This window comes from Clostridioides sp. ES-S-0048-02, from assembly GCF_020658495.1.
Classification (GTDB): Bacteria; Bacillota; Clostridia; order Peptostreptococcales; family Peptostreptococcaceae; genus Clostridioides.
In genome coordinates, this window is sequence record NZ_JACVWH010000004.1 from 17,864 (window position 1) to 37,642 (window position 19,779).

Genomic DNA, 19,779 nt, shown 5'->3' on the forward strand with positions numbered 1-19,779 from the left:
ATCTATTTTGAAAGTCCAATTAAAACGTCTATATAAAATACTATAAAAATCATTAATTCAATTTAACTTCTGCTCGTTCTCTTTTAAGCATCTATTTTCCCAAAATTCAGCATTTTTTATATCCAATTCAACAGGATTAAAATTTCTATCAGCTCTTTTTATTCCTAATTTTTTCTGTCTTAGGTAATCATAATATGCTTTTATAGCTGGCCTTTGAAGTGTAAAGATAGCAATTAAGTTTATATATGTTAAAACGCCTATACATATATCACCTAATGCCCAACTTGTAAGTGGTTCTATAAAACAACACATTGCTGCACATATTATAAGCATAAATCTACAGACATTTATTATATGCTTTTCATGTTTTTGTGCTTTAATTCTAGTTACCAAATAAGATACATTGGTCTCCATCATATATGAGAATGCTAATAATGTTGTGAAGGTAAATAATAATAAAACTATTGCTATAAAAATATCACCTAGTTGAGGATGTAATGTATTTATTGCACTCTGCACATATTGTGGACCTGGCTCTACACCTGGTAATACAGTTAAAACTCCTGTAACATTGTATTTTCCTGTTATTATAATCATAATACCTGTAGCCATACATATTAATAATGTATCCACATAAACAGAGAAAGCTTGAACTAATCCTTGTTTAGCTGGATGACTTACTTCTGCTGCTGCTGCACCATAAGTTCCAGAACCTTCACCTGCTTCATTTGAATATATACCTCTTTTAACTCCCCAAGATATTGCTGCACCTAACATTCCTCCAAACATTGAACCAAATCCGAATGCAGATTTAAACATAGTTATAATAGCTCCTGGAACTAAATTTATATTTACTATGATTATCACTATTGTCATGATAAGATATGCTCCACCCATTATAGGTACTACCTTTTCAGCAAATAAACCAATTCTTTTAATTCCTCCAAAAATTATTATTCCTAATGCAATAGAAGATGTAACTGCAATTGTCATTCTTGAAAATCCAAATGCTTGATTCATTGCTAAGTATAGAGTATTTGATTGCGTCCCAGGCATGAAAAATGTATAACTTATGATTGCAACTACTGAAAATAAAATTGAACATCTTTTCCATCCAAGACCTTTTTCAAAGTAATACGGAGGACCACCTCTGTACTGACCATCATGTTCATCTTTGTATATTTGAGCTAGAGTAGATTCTACAAATGCAGTCGCCGAGCCTAAGGTAGCCATTATACACATCCATACTAATGCTCCTGGCCCTCCCATTGCTATTGCTACAGCCACACCAGCTATATTACCAGTTCCAATTCTTCCAGCCATTGATGTAGCAAATCCTTGAAATGATGATATACCAACCTGAGAACTATCTCCTTCAAGTAAAAGGGTAAACATTTCTTTTATGTCTTTTATTTGGAAAAATTTTAATTTCAATGAAAAATACAATCCTATGCATAAGCACATTGCAACTAATACAGGTGACCAAACAATTCCATTAATGGTGTTAACTAAATCGGTCACTCAACTCACCACCATTCATTTTAATTTATAGACAATAATTTAAACAGCTATGTACTAATATTTTGTATAAACTTTATTTAACTCAACATATCTTATAGACTCATTTTTTATTTTATTTACCTTATTTCTATCTTTTAATATGTAAACTCCAACAATTATTACCAAAATTAAGAATATCAATTGATACATGAACATAAGTGTATAAATTTTTTAACGATATGTGCTTGACAGACAATCAAACAATATAAATTGAAATACATATAAGGAAAAGCCCAATACTACTACATAAATAGTACACTATTAATATGTAGCTAGATAATATATAGTTAGATTTCATAATTTTCTTATTTATCATTAGATATAAAATTGAGTGCAAATATCATCTATTACTAAAATCCATGTAAAATTTATATTAAAAAAACTTATGTAAATATACAAATAGGTGATAATTGCTACTCAATCTTATACTTTTAGGGGTAACTTTATGCTAAAACTATACTAAAAACACTTGATAACATTTTAATTTTTTCACACTTTATTCATCAAATATAACTATAAGTTTTAATTTAGTATTACTTTTTATACAGTATTTATGTCAGTAGATTATACTGAAAAAAATACTCTCTTATTAAATGAAACTTTTAAGCTTTTAACTTCTCTAATCTTTTCTTTTTAACTTTTAATATATATAAACAAGATAATATTCCTATTACTAAAATAGCTATTTGGAATATAAATGTATATGTGTACCCTTTATTACCATAAGTATCTATCCAATGCCCTATTAATGCAAATTGGAATACATCTGGTGAAAAGCCTAAAGCTGCTGCTATACCTATAGTAGTAGCTGAATATTTAACTGGCACATTTACTTCCTCTTGAACTGCATAGTATATACCTTTTCCCATATAACCTAATATACCTACTACAAATGTTAATGCTATAAATAAAGTCATTGGCGTTGATGAAGGCAATACTAAGAATAAAACTATTACTACTATACCAAGTACATATATTGGTAAAAGCACTTTAGTAGGTGATTTTACTTTGTCTGCACAGTACCCTCCAAATGGAGCACCAAATAATTTTAATCCATGTTGTCTTATTATAGCCAATGCTCCAGATAGTGCAACTGAACCTCCAAGTACTGATGTTATATAAGGTGTAAAGTAAGACATTGTAACTGTAAATGAATATACACAGAATATACTTATACCTACTAACCAAGTATTTGGTGATTTTAAAACTACCATAAAGTCACTAGCAGCCATTTTTTCACTTTTACCTTCTTCTTTTTCTTCACTAATATCTACATCTTTAATTACAAACCATAATACTGGACACATTACTATAGATAATATTCCTAAAGATATCATTACCCATCTCATACCTAAAACAGGAGTTGAAAATAATGTATAAATATATAAGAATATAGCTCCCATTACTACTCCAGAAACTCCAACCATAGCTTCATTAAATCCATAAACTTTACCTTGATTTTCTTTTCCTATAACTCTAAGTATCTTTACCATAGAAGGGTAGTTCATAACTAATGATGTAATTGCACAACCTACCCAAGTTATGACAGCAAATGTATAGTTCATGTTAAATGCAAATAAAAATGATACTATTCCATTAAGAAATACAGAGCCTAAAATTATCTTTCTATAATCAAATCTATCTGCTAACCATCCTCCTATAGGAGCTCCAAATATATTACCTAATCCATAAATTGTAAGTAGAAAACCTAGTTGAGTATTTGAACACTGTAATGCTTTTAAAATTGGATCATACAATGTGTATTGGATAAATGGTATAATATAAACTAATTCCCAACATATAGCTATGATAACAAGTTGAATCATTAACTTTCCAAACTTTATCCCGTTCCCTTTTTCTCCCATAATTAAGCCCTCACTTTTAATATTTATTCACAAGCATAATTGAGTTCTTTTTTTATAACTTCTGCAAGTATTTTAATCCCTTCAACTATTTGCTCTTCTGACATTGTTGTATAATTAAGTCTCATAGTATTTTTTGGACCATTATTTGCAAAGAATGATTCTCCAGAAACATAGGCAACTCCAGCATCAATAGCTTTATCTAGTAAATTATCTACATTTATACTTTCAGGAAGTTCAACCCATATAAACATACCTCCATCTGGTTCTGTATATTTTGCTTCTTCTGGAAAATATTTTTTCATAGTTTCTAACATCAAGAAACATCTTTTTTTATACTCAGCTCTTATTTTTTCTACATGTTCATTTAAATTATACTTCTTTAAGTATTCTATTACCTGTACTTGAGAAAATTGATTTGATTGTAAATCGATACCTTGCTTTAAAAGTTCTGCTTTATCTATAATATCTATATTCCCACACATCCAAGCAACTCTAAATCCTGGACATAACACTTTTGAAAATGACCCTAGATATAATACTTTATCTTTAGTATCAAGTGATTTAAGTGTAGGTAGTGGTTCTTGTGTAAATCTTATTTCTCCATAAGGATTATCTTCTATTACTATGACATCATACTTGTTTACAACTTCCATAAAATCTTTTCTTCTTTGTAAAGACCATGTTTTTCCTGTAGGATTTTGGAATGTTGGTATTACATATATCACCTTTATGTTTGAATTTTCAGATAATAATTTATCTAAATCTTCTGTTACCATTCCTTCTTCATCTGTATCTACTCCTAAAAAATCACATTCATAAGGTCTAAATGCATTTATTGCACCTAAGTAACTTGGATTTTCTGTAACTACTATATCTCCTTTTTCTAATAAAATCATAGCACTAAGAGCTATACCTTGTTGTGAACCAGTAGTTATTATAATATTTTCTGGTTTTGTTTCAATATTTTCTTCTTCTTTCATTCTCTTAGCTATTATTTCTAACAACTCATCTTCACCTTTAGTAGGTCCATAAGCTAAAGCAAATTTTCCTCTTTCATCAAGTACTTGCTTAGTTACTTCACTTATTTCTTTTATTGGAAATAAGTTTGGGTCAGGAAGTCCTGCTGCAAAAGATATAACAGTTCCACCACTTGCCACTTTTTGAGCTATCTTCTTTTGAGAGTCTCTTATAGCTGAAGCTTTTACCATATCCATTCTTTTTGCATATTTCATAATAATTCATCCCCTTTTAAATAATTTCTTATTGTGATGCTAAGCAGGCTAGTGCTATTGAATTTATTTTAATTTCGGCTGTATCAGAGCGTGAACCTAAAATTATTGGATTTGTTGCCCCCAAAACAATCCCTGCCCACTTAGCTTTATTGAATCTAAGCCATGACTTTCCTAATATGTTTCCTGCCTCTATATTTGGAAATACAAGTAAGTCAACATCGCCAGCAATATTACTTTCGATACCTTTATGCTTTGCTGCATATGCATCAAATGCAACATCAAAGGCTATTGGACCTTCTACTATACAATTTGGTATTTCTCCTAATTTTACCATCTCTACAAGTGAATTAGCATCTACTGTAGATTGTATTTTGGGGTCTACCATTTCATTTGCAGTAAGTATCGCAGTTTTAGGATTTTCCATACCTATACTCTTCATAGTAAGAAGTGAATTTATCAATATATTTTTTTTTTGATTTAAATTTGGAGATACATTTATACCACTATCTGTACAATAAAGAAGTTTGTGGTATTGAGGCAATTCATATACTGCAAGTAAACTTAAAAGTCTTCCTGTTCTAAGACCAAACTCTTTATTTAATATAGCTCTCATATAAACACTTGTATTTACTAACCCCTTCATAAGAACTTTAGCATCCTTATTTTTAACTACTTCTACAGCTTTTTTAACTGATTCATCAGGATTTTGACACCCTATTATTTCATATCCCTTTAGTCCAATCTCTTTTGATATATTTTCTATTTTATCTTTATTGCCTACGAGAATTGGTTTTATAAGATTTAAATCTGTTGCTGATTTTACAGCTTTTAACACTTCTTCATCTTCTGCAACAGCAACACTTACAATAACAGGTTTAAGCTTTTTAGCTTCTTCTAATAAATTATTAAAATCTTTTAACATATTTTTTCTCCTAAATATTAATAAGTTTTTGCCATTTCTTCTCCATTAAGTACTCTAAGAGCTCCAAGAGCAAGTGCTTCCATTTCCATCTCACCTGCCACTATCTCTACTGGTGCTAAATATGAAACTTTTTCCATTATTCCTTTAATCACCATTTCCGAATGCGATATTCCCCCTGTTAAAATAATTCTATCTATATCTCCAGAAAGTGATGCTCCATACATAGAAATTTCTTTAGCTGTTTGATAGATGAATGCATCCATTATAAGTTTAGCTTTTTCATCACCATCTTTAATTCTATTTTCAATTTCTATCATATCTTTTGTTCCTAAATAATCGTACATACCCCCAATTGAGCTTACTTTTGCAACCATTTCATCGTGAGTATATTTTCCTGAGTAGCATAATTCTATAAGAGGGTATGCAAGTAATCCTCCACTTCTTTCTGGCGAAAATGGACCATCAGACCTTCCACCACTTCCATCTATCATTTTTCCTTTTTTATGCGCTACAATTGATATTCCAGAACCTAGATGAGCTACAATAAAGTTATAATCTTCATATTTTCCACCTAGTTTTTGTGCTATTTTTCTTGATACAGCCTTATGATTTAGTGCATGTAGCCAGCTAGCTTTTTCTATATCTGATATACCTGTAATCCTTGATACATCATCAAATTCATCTACAGAAACTGGGTCTACTACAAATGATTGAACTCCTATTTCATCTGCTATAGTCTTAGCTAACAAGGCACCTAAGTTTGATGCATGTTCTCCATTTATTTCATTTCTCATGTCCTCAATCATTTCTTTACTTACAATATAGGTACCACCTTTTATAGCCTTCATAAGTCCACCACGACCCACTACTGCGTCAAAAGAATTTATATCATGATTTTCACTACTTAAAACATCCACTATTAATTGCTTTCTATAATCATATTCATCAAATACCTTGGAAAATTTTTTTAAATCTTCTCTTGTATGAGTTATATTTTTTTTCAAAACTTCATCTTTATCTTGAAATACAGAAATCTTTGTAGATGTACCACCAGGATTAATTACTAAAATTTTCACTTCAACGCCTCCTCGGTTTCATACTGTAGAACGTCGTTCTGTTAATTTCTTAAAAATTTTTGTCGTCCTATTACTCAGAACGACGTTCTATATTTTATTAATTAAATACTAACACATAAAAATGAGTATTTCAATAATAATTTTAAATATTTAAAATATTCACTCATAGTCATATCCAGCTTCAAATGCTTCTACATTTTTGGCATTAAACTTTCCTTTACCTTGATTTTCAAAGTATTCACACATACCACTTTCAAATTCTTCTTTTGTGAATAAATCTAAATTCTTCACCATAGCACCTAACATACAAATATTAGCAGATTTTTCATTACCTAAATTTTGAGCTATTTCAGTAACAGGTACTTTTATAACATTAATATCTTCTCTATATTTTCTATCCTTATTTACTAGTGATTCATTGACAAACATATAACCATTTGCTTTCATTAAACTCTCATACTTATCTACTGATACACTATTCATTCCCAATAAGATATCTGGATTTTTTACACAAGGATTTGCAATTTTTTCATCACTTACAACAACATTACAATTTGCACTTCCTCCTCTCATCTCATTTCCATAAGATGGGAACCATGTAATCTTCTTTTCTGCCTTATATGCAACATACATTATAATTTTTCCTGCTGTAAGAACTCCCTGTCCTCCAAAACCAGCACATATAATTTCATTTAACATATTATTTCCTCCCTAATCAATAAATTCTCCAAGTGGATACTTTGGAACAAGTTCGTTTTCTATTCTCTTCATAGCATCTACTGGCTTTAATCCCCAGTTTGTTGGACATGGTACAAGTATTTCTATTAAGCAAAAGCCCTTTTTATCTTTTTGTTTTTCAAGTGCTTTTTTGATATATCTTTTTGTTGTATTTATTTCTTTAGGGTTAGTTATTGTTCCTCTTGCCAAATATGCTATATCTAAATTTCCCATAACTTTTACAACATCAAATGTTGAGCCATGGTCTTCATATGTTCTACCTGCTGGAGTAGAAGCTGTATGTTGACCTTGTACAGTAGTTGGAGCCATTTGCCCACCTGTCATTGCAAACATATTATTATTCATAACTAAAAATATTACATTATCATTTCTAGTAGCAGCTGACATAGTTTCTCCAAGCCCTATTGCATAAGCTCCACCATCTCCAGCTATTGTAAATATATATTTATCTGGTCTAACTCTTTTCATAGCTGCCATAGCTGCACCCATTTTACCATGAGGAGGAACAACAACATCTACATTCATACTAAATTGAAACATATGATTACATCCTATATCTGAGCATATAATCGTATCTTGACATATATTCATTTCTGTTAATACTTCTCCAATAATTCTATCGACTATAGAGTGTCCACAGCCTCCACAGAACATATTTTCACACATCATTATTGCTGGTGCTTTTTTAGCCATAATTAAAATACCTCCTCTTGCTTAGCTTTTCCATCTATAATCTCTTGAGCAAAATCTATTAATTGATTTACTTCTGCCATATATTGAGCTGTTGCTACTGAATATACTGGGAATCTATTATTACATGCTATAATTACATCTTCCTTCATTTGTGCCATCATATTCATTTCAACTGTTACAAGCCCTTTTAATGAATCTTTTAATTTTTTAAAAGCTTTTCTTGGGTAAGGCCACAATGTTTTTGGTCTTATTAATCCAAGTTTTATACCTCTTGCTCTTGCATCTCTAACTGCGCCTTCTGCTATTCTTGAAGAAATTCCATATGCAACAAATACCACATCTGCATCTTCTATCTCTATTTCTTCCCATCTTTGTTCATTTTCTTGAACTTTTCTCATTTTTTCTATATAACCTTTTTGCCATGTATCTTGGTCCTCAAAATATGTTATATCAGTTATTACTTTATTTTTTTCTCCAACAGGAGTTCCTTTTGCTGCCCATGGAGCGTTATCCTTATCATATTCTTTCATTGGTGGTGCTATACAAGGTTCTACCATTTGACCTATTGTAGCATCAGAAAGTATAAGTACTGGATGCATATATTTTTCAGCTAATTCAAAAGACTCATATGCCATATCCATATTTTCTTGAACACTATTAGGTGCTAATACAATTAAATGATAATCTCCATTTCCTCCACCTTTTACAGCTTGCCAGTAATTATCTTGACCAGCTCCTATAAATCCATCTCCTATACCATATCTCTGTACACATGCTACAACTGCTGGTAAACCAGCTGATACCCAATATGCAATTCCTTCTTGTTTTAATGAAAATCCAGGTCCAGATGAAGATGTCATAGCTCTTGCTCCAAGTGCACTTGCCCCCATAACCATATTTACGCTGGCTATTTCAGATTCACCTTGAATAAATACTCCTCCAACCTCTTTTTGTCTCCAAGCCATCATTTCTAATATTTCTGATTGTGGTGTTATTGGATAACCTGCATAAAATCTACATCCACCACGTATAGCTCCTTCTGCTAAGGCTTCATTTCCCTTAATTAATAAACTTTGCATACGTTTTCTCCCTTCCAATAAAAAGTTATTTATAATATCTCAAATACTAAATCAGGACACATTGTATAACAAGCGCCACATTGAACACACTTTTCTTCATCGACTTTGACTGTTACAAAGCCTTTTTTATTCGTGTAATCAGAAAGACTTATTGCTTCTTTTTTGCAAGCTTCAATACAAAGATAACACCCCTTACATCTTTCAACACTCAACTTGACTTTTTCCATTTTTCAAATCTCCCCTCTTATGTAGTAATTTTTTTACCTAATTTTAAATATATAATATTCATGTGGGTTTATTATATATATTTTATTATTGTTCTATTCTTTAGAACACTGTTCTGTTTTGTATTGCTTAATTAAAAGATATCACATTCGCTTATATATTTCAATAATTTTTTCAATTTTAAAAATATTTAATTTTTATATTCAATAAAAAAGAGACCCTATCTAAACTGGTATTTACAAATAACAATTTAAATTTAGTCTCTTTTTATTATTCAAATTTATTTCTTAAAATTATCTAAAAAGTTCAGATATGCTCTTTGCAGTTTCTATAACCCTTTTAATTTTATATTCAAAGTCTCCTTCTCGCATCCTTATAGTAGGACCTGATAGACTTATTGCTGCTATAGCTTTATTGTTTTTATCCAAAATAGGTGCTCCAATACAAGTTAAACCATGTTCTAGTTCTTGGTCATCTAGAGCATATCCTTGCTCTTTTATTTTTGCCAAAAAAATCATCATATCATCCCAATTATCAATTGTATGTTCTGTATATTTGTGTATTGGAGTTTTTCTGTATTTTTCAAAATCTATAGAATCATTAAATGCCATAAGACATTTCCCAACCGCTGAACAATAACATTCGCTACTAGAACCAACTGACGGATTTACTGAGAGTAATTGATTTGAACCATATTCTTTATGTATTATGATACTTCTTGGAGAATCTTGAGCTCTTTCTTCTAGTATAGACACATTCACCACTTCGTTAAATTCTTGATTTAATTTTTTCGTATATGGTTTTACTATTTCAGTCAATGACATCTGTTCTCCCACAACCATACCTATTGCATATAAATTTATTCCCAACCAATACTTACCATTCTCAGTGTTTTGTATAACAAAACCTTTGTTTTCAAGAGTTACTAAAGTTCTATGTATAGTACTCTTATATACTCCCATAATCTTACTTATTTCAGTTATTCCCATTTCTCTCTTTTCATGATATAATAGCAAAATTATGTCTAGGGCTCTATCTAATGCATTTATTATTTCTCCCATATACAAGTACTCCTCCTGCGAATATTAAGCGTTTATTCAACACTATACTAAATATTATATATTAAAATTACAAAATTATCTATTTATCTTAATTATATTTTATAAAACAAAAATATTATACTTATTTAACAAAATAAAGAGTCATACTAAGTATATGTTCCTTATTTTGACTTTTAATAGTACTCTACTGTTATATTTTTACCAACTCTAGATAATAATATATATATAATTATACAGCATATTTATTTTTATACAAGTCTAATAATGAGGTGAAATAATGGATAATTTAAAAGAGACATTGTTAAATGAACTAGATAATTTTAAAGAATATTCTTTAAAATTATTAAATGGAGAAATAAATAAAATGCAATACAAAGGATTTTCTGGTGGATATGGAGTTTATGCTCAAAGAGACAAAAAATCATTTATGATAAGACTTCGAGTATCTGCTGGGGTATTGTCGAAATCTCAACTTAAAAAAATTTACCAAATGGCTACCAAACATAAGCTAGATAAGATACACTTAACAACTAGACAAGCTATACAATTACATGACTTGTCTATAGACTCTATAGTTGATATTATGGAAGAGGGAATAAAAAATGATATCTTCACTAGAGGCGGTGGTGGTAACTATCCTAGAAATGTAGGCTTATCTCCATTATCAGGAGTTGACCCTGACGAAGCTTTTGATGTTACCCCTTATGCAGTTGCTACTGATAAATATTTTATCAAAAATGCTACTACATATCACTTACCTAGGAAACTAAAAGTTTCCTATTCTAGTTGTTACACAGATTCTGCCCATTGTAGTATACAAGACTTAGGATTTGTAGCTACTCTAAAAAATGGCAAACCATATTTTAGAGTTTTCTTAGGTGGAGGTTTAGGTAAACAACCTAAAGTTGCTTTAGAACTTGATGAAGTTATAAAACCTAAAGATGCATTATATTGTGTAGAAGGAATGATTAAATTCTTTATGGCTTATGGTAATTATGAAAATAAAAACAAAGCTAGGGTTAGATATATGGTTGAAACTCTTGGAGAGAATATGTTTTTAGAAAAATTTAAAGAATACTATAAATTAGAAAAAGAAAAAGGTAATCTTGAACTTAATGTTGAACAAATCGACTATTCTAAACCTGGAATTAAGATAGATTTATATGACTCTAGATTAATCCATCAAAAACAATCTGGCTTATATACTGTATATATACATCCAGTTGGAGGTTTATTATCTACTAAAGATTTAAAAATTTTACTTCAAGAGTTAGATAATATTAAAAATCCTATGATTAGATTAGGTATGACAGAAGGCTTGTACATTCTAAATTTAGATGGAAATGAGGCAAAAAGGATATTAGAAATAAGCAAGACTATTAGTTGTAACTCTCAATTAGAACAGAGTATCTCCTGCATAGGTGTTCCTATTTGTCAGATGGGTATACAAAATAGCCAAAAAATGTTACATGAGATAATAGATTATTTTAGATTACAAAACAATGAAGAAGTTTTAAGTAAAGCTCCTAAACTGTATATTTCAGGATGTCTAAATTCATGTGGTGTTCACCAAATTGGTAGCATAGGATTATGTGGTAAAAAGAAAAATGTCAATGGAGTATCTACTGATGCATTTGAATTATTTGTTGGAGGTAGTTTTGGAATAGGTAAGACTAGACTAGGAAAATCTCTAGGAGATTTTAAAGCTAGTGACATTCCTAAAATGCTTTATGAAATAGCTGAGGTTTCATCAGAAAATTTTTATGAATGGATAAATTCAAATGATGATTTATTAAATAAAATAATTGATAAGTATAAAATATGACTTAACATAAATGATTATAAAAAATGAGATAGCTTATAACTATCTCATTTTTTACAATCGTTTATGTTTTTATACTATTTATAAACTATTTTAGATAAATCACAAATTTCTAACATAGTATCATATATTTGTTTAAGTAGACCAAGTCTGTTATTTTTAATTGCTTCATCATTATCCATAACCATAACTGAATCAAATAGGTTATCAACTACAGGTCTTAAAGATGCAAACTCATCTAAAGCAGTACCGTATTTCTTATCTTTTAATAATTCTTTTACTCTTACTTTTATTTGCTTAAATTCATTATAAAGCTTAATTTCAGCATCTTCTTTTAATAGACTTTCATCAACCTTATCACATTCTGCTTTCTGAGCCAAAGTAGAAACTCTATTAAATGCAGTAAGCATTTCCACTAATTCATCTTTTTCTAGCCAATTATTAAGCTCTAAAGCTCTCATATGCATATCAGAAATATCATTTATATCAGAACTTAAAACAGCATCAACAACATCATATCTTATACCTAAATCTTTAAATAGATTTTTTACTCTTTCATTAAAGAAGTTCATTATTTGTTCAACAACATCTTCTTTATTAAAATCTAAGTTAGAATAATTATCTAAAGCATGTTCAATAAGTACTTTTAAGTCTACAGCTACTTTTCTATCCATAAGTATACTAAGTATACCTAAAGCTTGTCTTCTTAAAGCATATGGGTCTTGAGAACCTGTTGGTTGTATTCCTATAGCAAAAAATCCTGCTATTGAATCTAATTTATCAGCTATTGATAAAGCTACCCCTGCATTAGTTTTAGGAAGAATATCTCCTGCAAATCTTGGTAAATAATGTTCAAAAATAGCTTCACTTACAACATCATTTTCTCCTCCAACCTTCGCATATTCTTTTCCCATAAAACCTTGTAATTCATCAAATTCTCCTACCATTCCAGTAACTAAATCTGCTTTAGATAATTTAGCAGCTCTCATAGTGTCTGCCTTTTCATCTGCTAATCCTAAACTATCAAGTATATCAGCGCTTAGTTTTTCAAGTCTTAAAGTTTTGTCATAAATAGTACCCAATTTTACTTGGAAAACAACAGTTTTTAATTTTTCTATGTAGCTTTCTAAGTTTCTCTTAGTATCTTCTCTATAGAAAAATAAAGCATCAGCAAGTCTTGCTTCTAAAACTTTTTCATTTCCAGCTTTAACATTATCTATTCTGTAAGAATCTCCATTTCTAACAGCTATAAAGTTAGGTAGCAGTTTTCCTTCTTTAAGAACTGGGAAATATCTTTGATGTTGTTTCATAGGAGTTATGACAACTTCTTTTGGTAGTTTTATATAATCTGTATTAAATTCGCCATAAAAAGCAGTTGGATATTCAACTAAGTAAGTTACTTCTTCAAGTAAATCTTCATCAAACTCAACTTCGCCACCTAAAGAATTGGCTACTTCTATACATTGTTTTCTTATAATTTCTTTTCTCTTATTTTGGTCTAAAACTATATAATTTTTCTCTAATTTTTCAAAATATTCTTCTATAGAATTAACTTCTATTGTACTTTCTCCTAAGAATCTATGCCCTTTTGTTACATTAGAAGATATTATTCCTTCTAAATCAAATTCTAATACCTTATCATTTAACAATGTAACTATCCATCTTATAGGTCTTGCAAATTTTAGGTTTTTTCCTCCCCAACGCATAGCTTTTGGAAATACTACAGATTTTATAGTTTCTGGTAATATCTCTTTTAACACTTCTGAAGTGTCTTTACCAGCTTGCTTTATAGTAGCAAAAATATATTCATCTTTTCCAACTTGTTTAAAATATATATCAGATTCGCTTAATCCTTTACTTTTTATAAATCCTAAAGCTGGTTTTGTGAAATTATTGTCTTCATCAACAGCAATCTTCTTAGCTGGACCTTTTATTTCTTCTTCTAAATCACTTTGCTTATCACTTAAACCTTCAACTACTAAAGTCAATCTTCTTGGTGTTCCATAGGCATCTATTTTATTAAAAGATATTCTATTTTCCTCAAATAATTTATTAAGATTGTTTTTTAATTGTTCTAGTGTACTACCCATAAATCTTGATGGCATTTCTTCAACACCGATTTCAAATAAAAGATAATTTTTCATTATTTGTCACCGTCCTTTAAAAGAGGGAATCCCATTTCTTCTCTTTGTTTTACAAAAGTTTCTGCAACAGTTTTTGCCATATTTCTAACTCTACCTATAAATGAAGCTCTTTGACTAACACCTATTGCTCCTCTTGCATCCAATGTATTAAATGCATGAGAACATTTTAATACATAATCATATGAAGGTATTACAAGACCACTTTCCATAAGTCTTAATGCTTCTTTTTCATATATATCAAACAGATTAAACAACATATCTGCATCACATAATTCAAACGCATACACTGAATTTTCATACTCAGCTTTATTAAACACTTCGCCATAAGTTATTTTATCATTCCATTTTAAATCATAAACACTATCAACTTCTTGAATGTACATAGCTAATCTTTCTAATCCATATGTAATTTCTCCTGTCTCAAGCTCACATTCAATATTACCTACTTGTTGGAAGTATGTAAATTGAGTTATTTCCATACCATCTAACCAAACTTCCCATCCAAGTCCCCAAGCACCAACTGTGGCAGCTTCCCAGTTGTCTTCAACAAATCTTATGTCATGTTCACTTGGGTCAATTCCAATTTCTTTTAAGCTCTCTAAATACAATTCTTGTATATTATCTGGAGATGGCTTTAGTATAACTTGGAATTGATGATGTTGATATAATCTGTTTGGGTTTTCACCATATCTTCCATCTGCTGGTCTTCTTGAAGGCTCTACATAGCATACTTGCCAAGGCTCAGGTCCTAATGATCTTAAAAAAGTATTAGGATTCATAGTTCCAGCACCTTTTTCAACATCGTAAGGTTGCATCATGATACAACCTTGCTTTGACCAGTATTTTTGCAATGCCAGTATCATTTCTTGAAAATTCATAAAAATCCCTCCTATAACAATAAAGCCTCTCGTCTACACGAAAGGCTATTTTAATAGTTCTTCTACAACTTTTAGAATATCAAATTCTATAAAATTTGTCAATGTTAGTGATAATTCTTATAATTATCTTCTTTTCATTTTTTAAAAGTCACTTTATATCTATTTATTTTCGTCTTCGTTTTCATTATTCTTTTCAGATTCTTCTTTCATTAGATCAGCAGTTACATCTTTATCATCTTCTTTTTTATCAACTACTACATCTTTTACATCTTTGGCTGCATTAGTTATCATATTCTTCAAAACATGAAGTTTTTCTTCATTTAATTCACCTAAGTCTACAACTTCACCATCTTCTTCATTTTGAACTTTTATACGATATTTACTTATAACAGCAGCTGATAAACCAACTAGAGTAGCTAATGGTACAAAAGCTAATCCAACAACTCCTACTGTTAAAGGAATATTCATCATAGTTTTTCCATCTTTTTCAACTATTACTCTTACAACACTACTTTTTTTAAGAAGTTCTTTTAATTGATATTTTATATTTTCTCCATCTTTACCAAATACTTCTTCCATAGTTTCTTTAGCAGATTTAGCTTTACAATTACAAGTATTCTTTTTATTTTCTAAATATATTACTGCCTCAATTACATCTCCATTACATTCCACTAATGCTTCTTTTGCTTCTGCATAAGTTGCTCCTGGAACTCTTTCAAAGACTGAATCAACCATTTCAATAGTTATATTACTACTCATTATTATCCACTCCCTTATTGTTTTTTACACTTTGCAATACGTGTAATGATTTTAGATTAATATTATCAACATAAACTTTCAAATATTTTTCTAGTATATTTTCGAGTTCATGTGTTATATATTTTGATACTTTAGCTTTGCTACATGTTAAAATATCATTCCTTAATACATATTCCATGAGACTAACAGTTGTTAAATCCAGTTTTATATTATTATCAAAAAGTGTATTACACTTACTACATAGTATACCACCTTCATAAACATTAAACATAGAATTTTGCAAAATTTTACTTCCGCAATTAATACATTTATTTACTATTGGTTTAAATCCTATATAGTCCAAGAACTTTAACTCAAATGCAGCTGTTACAAATCTATTATCTGTATTTTCTTGTGTATATAAATACAGCGTCTGTGCAAGTAATATAAATAACCTATTATTAGTCTGATTTTCAAGTATAGAATTTTCAACTAATTTTGTAATATATGTAGCATAAGAAAATGCCTCTATATCGTAGGATATATTATAAAAACTCTTTATGATTTCACTTTGAGTAACCTTGTACATATTTCCTTGTTTTTTTAAAGTAAAATTGCTATAAGAAAATAACTGTGATGATGAAAGTAAAGAGCTCTTATTTTTTTTAGCTCCTTTTGCTATTGCAGATACTTTTCCAAGCTTTCTCGTAAACAGAGTAAGTATTATATCACTTTCCTTGTACCTTATAGCTTTAAGTACTATCCCCTGGGTGTTCAGGATTATCATCGTCTTCTTTTTTCTCCCTTACTTCTTCGACTTCTTCACTTAGGTTTTTGCAATCACAGAAGTATAGATATGCATCTATACTGCCTGTTTTTTTAAAAACTTCCCAACTGATATTGTTCATTTTTAAAAAACCCCCTTCTTACATTTATACTTATATTTTTAGTAAGAAGAGGATAAATCATACATAAAGTTATTAAACAATTTTTGACAATAACGCTGTCGTTATTATAAAATAAACTGCTATACCAGTTATATCAAGAGCTGTAGATATAATTGGTGATGAAACTGTAGATGGATCTGCATCCATCTTTTTTAATAAAACAGGCATAAATGCACCTATTGTTGCACCCAAAACCATATTTATAAATAATGATATTGAAACAATTAATACAATGTCTAATTTTTTCATAACAAAGTAAATTACAATACCTGTTATTATACTACACAAAAGACCTGTAATAATTCCTACAATACCTTCTCTTACCACATTGCTAAAATTCAAATCTTTATTAGACAGTGTTATTACTGTAACAGAAGATGATTGTGTTCCAATATTACCACCCATACCTATTACTACAGGTATAAAAAATACCAGTGGAGCATATATAGGGTTCATTATATAATCTAAATTAGAAAGTATTAGAGAAGCCAATAGACCTCCAATTAATGTAATAATTAACCATGGCAGTCTACCTCTAAGAGCTGATATTGTCTGCTCTTTCAATGTAGGATTTTCCTTTTCAGCAACTTCTCTTTCATGCTCTGAACTTCCTGCAAATTTATACATATCTTCAGTTGCTTCTTCTTCCATAACATCTATTATATCATCTACTGTTATTATCCCTTTTAACTTTTCTTGTCTATCTACTACTGGAATTGCTATTAAATTGTATTTCGATACTAACCTAACCGCTTCTTCTCTATCTTCATCTACATAAACAGAAATTATATTTTCACTCATTAAATCTTCTACTATATTTGCATCTCTCGCTATTATTAGCTCTCTTAAAGATAATACTCCAACTAGCTTTTCTTCATCATCAACTACATATATATAATAAATAGTCTCAGCTTCATCAGCTTCTTCTCTCATATGTTCTATTGCCTCAAGAGCTGTCATATCTTTATTTATAGAAATATATCCAGTGGTCATTGTTCCACCTGCAGAGTCTTCATCATAGAATAATAATTCTTTTACATAGTCAGCGTTTTCTTGATTTAAAAGATTTATTATATGTTCTCTTTCTTCTTCTTCAAGTTCACTAAGTTTATCTGCCATGTCTCCAAGAGACATAAGTTCAAGTATGTTTTTTGCATGTTCTACATCTAACTTAGATAAAATACTAATAAAAAACTCTACACTACCTTCTTCTAATATAGAAGATGCCATATCTAGAGGAAGTACTTCAAACAGTTGAATTTTCATGTCTTCCTCTAAATTTTCCATTATATCGAATATATCAATTATATGATATTCCTCTATTAATTCTCTTAACTCCAATACTTTATTATTATCAATTAATGATTTTACTTCATATAATAAATCTTGGGAAGCATCCAGTTTCCTATCCATATAACCCACCTTTATTTATCATTATATCCAAAATTATTTATATAATTTTGTAAATTTCTCCAATTTTCTTTAACCTTAACCCATAACTGGAGATTTATTTGTGAACCTAAAAGTAATTCTATATCTTGTCTTGCTGATTTACCTATTCCTTTTAGTTTCCTACCATTCTTTCCTATTATTATTCCCTTATGTGAATCTCTTTCACAATATATTACAGCAGATACATCTACTATTTCTTTATCATTTCTTGCTTTCATTTTTTCAATTTCAACAGCTACACCATGAGGTATTTCATCATTAAGATAATGAAGAACTTTTTCTCTTATAAGTTCTGCTATTAATACTCTCTCTGGTTGATCTGTAATCATATAATCTGGAAAATACTTTGGTCCTTCTTCTAAGTAATTTTGTATAACTTTTATTAGAGTATCTGTATTTTTTCCTTTTAACGCTGATATTGGTACTATCTCTTTGAAAATACCTTCTCTATCATACATTTTTATTATATCAAATAATTCATCTTTTTGACCTAGTTGGTCTATTTTATTTACAACTAGAATTATTGGTGTCTTAACAGATTTTAAATCCTCTATTATTTTTCTGTCTCCAGGACCTATTTTTTTAGAATCATCAACTACAAATAATATTAAATCTACATTTTTAAAAGCTTCTGTTGCTGCCTTTACCATGAATTCACCTAATTTATTTTTAGGTTTGTGAATACCTGGTGTATCTAAAAATACTATTTGAGTTTCTTCATCTGTATAGACTGCTTGTATTGTATTTCTTGTAGTCTGAGGTTTATCACTCATTATAGCTATCTTTTCCCCTACTACATTATTCATTAAAGTAGATTTCCCTACATTTGGTCTACCTACTATACTGACAAATCCTGATTTGAACATTAACTGTCTCCTAACTTTTATCTTCTTGTATTTAATTGCTTTAAATTTATTTTAGTTTTTTAATTTATTTTAAATCATTTCCAGAGAAATAGTTTGGTAGCAAATCTTTTATATCATGCTCAAACACCTCTCCTTTAGTATATCCTGTTATTATTTTTATATCAGAACCAAACTCTATAATTACTTGTCTACATATTCCACAAGGATATGTTTGTTCATTATTTTCTGAGTTATCACTTGCTATTGCTATTTTATATATATCCTTATCACCTTCTGATATAGCTTTAAAAATAGCTGTTCTTTCTGCGCAATTTGTTCCACCTAATGATGCACATTCTATATTACATCCAGTATAAACTTTTCCACTCTTAGTCAAAAGAGCTGCACCCACTCTAAAACTTGAGTAAGGAGCATAAGAATGTTGTCTAGCATCTTCTGCCAACTTTAACAATTCTATGTTGTCCACAACATCTCCTCCTGT

The 19,779-nt window shown here is 29.7% G+C and carries 19 protein-coding genes; 1 reads left to right on the forward strand and 18 read right to left on the reverse strand.

Features of this window, described 5'->3' with window-relative positions; genetic code table 11:
- Window positions 1-57: 57 nt before the first annotated feature.
- From IC173_RS06985 to IC173_RS07030, 10 genes are all read right to left on the reverse strand, one after another.
- Window positions 58-1,521 (reverse strand): alanine/glycine:cation symporter family protein, encoded by a 1,464-nt coding sequence (locus tag IC173_RS06985; protein ID WP_227432613.1) that lies wholly within the window; start codon window positions 1,519-1,521, stop codon window positions 58-60.
- Window positions 1,522-2,162: 641 nt separating this feature from the next.
- Entirely contained in the window at window positions 2,163-3,425 is a 1,263-nt protein-coding gene (locus IC173_RS06990; protein ID WP_227432612.1) for an MFS transporter, read from the reverse strand.
- A 23-nt stretch (window positions 3,426-3,448) separates the two neighbouring features.
- On the reverse strand, window positions 3,449-4,657 hold the full coding sequence (locus tag IC173_RS06995) for a PLP-dependent aminotransferase family protein (protein ID WP_227432611.1): 1,209 nt from the start codon (window positions 4,655-4,657) through the stop codon (window positions 3,449-3,451).
- 28 nt (window positions 4,658-4,685) lie between these two features.
- Window positions 4,686-5,579: a bifunctional enoyl-CoA hydratase/phosphate acetyltransferase gene (locus IC173_RS07000; protein WP_227855354.1), complete on the reverse strand. Its 894-nt coding sequence runs from the start codon at window positions 5,577-5,579 to the stop codon at window positions 4,686-4,688.
- Between the two features lie 17 nt (window positions 5,580-5,596).
- Window positions 5,597-6,655 (reverse strand): butyrate kinase, encoded by a 1,059-nt coding sequence (buk, locus tag IC173_RS07005; protein ID WP_227482834.1) that lies wholly within the window; start codon window positions 6,653-6,655, stop codon window positions 5,597-5,599.
- A gap of 159 nt (window positions 6,656-6,814) precedes the next feature.
- Window positions 6,815-7,354, reverse strand: a complete 540-nt coding sequence (locus IC173_RS07010; protein WP_227432608.1) for a 2-oxoacid:acceptor oxidoreductase family protein — start codon at window positions 7,352-7,354, stop codon at window positions 6,815-6,817.
- Window positions 7,355-7,366: 12 nt separating this feature from the next.
- On the reverse strand, window positions 7,367-8,086 hold the full coding sequence (locus IC173_RS07015) for a thiamine pyrophosphate-dependent enzyme (protein WP_227432607.1): 720 nt from the start codon (window positions 8,084-8,086) through the stop codon (window positions 7,367-7,369).
- 2 nt (window positions 8,087-8,088) lie between these two features.
- Entirely contained in the window at window positions 8,089-9,165 is a 1,077-nt protein-coding gene (vorB, locus tag IC173_RS07020; protein WP_227830749.1) for a 3-methyl-2-oxobutanoate dehydrogenase subunit VorB, read from the reverse strand.
- A gap of 29 nt (window positions 9,166-9,194) precedes the next feature.
- Window positions 9,195-9,392: a 4Fe-4S dicluster domain-containing protein gene (locus IC173_RS07025; protein WP_227432605.1), complete on the reverse strand. Its 198-nt coding sequence runs from the start codon at window positions 9,390-9,392 to the stop codon at window positions 9,195-9,197.
- Between the two features lie 291 nt (window positions 9,393-9,683).
- Window positions 9,684-10,451, reverse strand: coding sequence for an IclR family transcriptional regulator (locus tag IC173_RS07030; protein WP_227432604.1), 768 nt, complete (start codon window positions 10,449-10,451; stop codon window positions 9,684-9,686).
- Window positions 10,452-10,728: 277 nt separating this feature from the next.
- Here IC173_RS07030 and IC173_RS07035 point away from each other — a divergent pair, with 277 nt between their 5' ends.
- Complete coding sequence (locus tag IC173_RS07035; RefSeq protein WP_227855355.1) at window positions 10,729-12,276, forward strand: nitrite/sulfite reductase; 1,548 nt, start codon at window positions 10,729-10,731, stop codon at window positions 12,274-12,276.
- 74 nt (window positions 12,277-12,350) lie between these two features.
- On the opposite strand, the gene glyS is transcribed toward IC173_RS07035, so the two are convergent.
- From glyS to IC173_RS07075, 8 genes are all read right to left on the reverse strand, one after another.
- A complete protein-coding gene (gene glyS, locus IC173_RS07040; RefSeq protein ID WP_227855356.1) occupies window positions 12,351-14,417 on the reverse strand; it encodes a glycine--tRNA ligase subunit beta in 2,067 nt (688 codons plus the stop codon).
- Window positions 14,417-15,295, reverse strand: coding sequence for a glycine--tRNA ligase subunit alpha (glyQ, locus tag IC173_RS07045; protein ID WP_227432601.1), 879 nt, complete (start codon window positions 15,293-15,295; stop codon window positions 14,417-14,419). Before glyQ ends, glyS begins: the two co-directional genes overlap by 1 nt.
- A 159-nt stretch (window positions 15,296-15,454) precedes the next feature.
- Entirely contained in the window at window positions 15,455-16,054 is a 600-nt protein-coding gene (locus IC173_RS07050) for a DUF4342 domain-containing protein (RefSeq protein ID WP_227432600.1), read from the reverse strand.
- On the reverse strand, window positions 16,047-16,820 hold the full coding sequence (gene recO, locus IC173_RS07055; RefSeq protein WP_227432599.1) for a DNA repair protein RecO: 774 nt from the start codon (window positions 16,818-16,820) through the stop codon (window positions 16,047-16,049). The genes IC173_RS07050 and recO overlap by 8 nt, the downstream gene beginning before the upstream one ends.
- Entirely contained in the window at window positions 16,786-16,941 is a 156-nt protein-coding gene (locus tag IC173_RS07060) for a YqzL family protein (RefSeq protein WP_227432598.1), read from the reverse strand. The genes recO and IC173_RS07060 overlap by 35 nt, the downstream gene beginning before the upstream one ends.
- A 72-nt stretch (window positions 16,942-17,013) precedes the next feature.
- Complete coding sequence (gene mgtE, locus IC173_RS07065) at window positions 17,014-18,393, reverse strand: magnesium transporter (RefSeq protein WP_227432597.1); 1,380 nt, start codon at window positions 18,391-18,393, stop codon at window positions 17,014-17,016.
- An 11-nt stretch (window positions 18,394-18,404) separates the two neighbouring features.
- The gene (gene era, locus IC173_RS07070; RefSeq protein WP_227432596.1) at window positions 18,405-19,298 is read right to left on the reverse strand and encodes a GTPase Era; all 894 of its coding nucleotides are present in this window, start codon (window positions 19,296-19,298) and stop codon (window positions 18,405-18,407) included.
- Window positions 19,299-19,362: 64 nt separating this feature from the next.
- Window positions 19,363-19,764 carry a cytidine deaminase gene (locus tag IC173_RS07075; RefSeq protein WP_227432595.1) on the reverse strand — a complete coding sequence of 134 codons (402 nt, stop codon included), beginning with the start codon at window positions 19,762-19,764 and terminating at the stop codon, window positions 19,363-19,365.
- Window positions 19,765-19,779 lie beyond the last annotated feature (15 nt).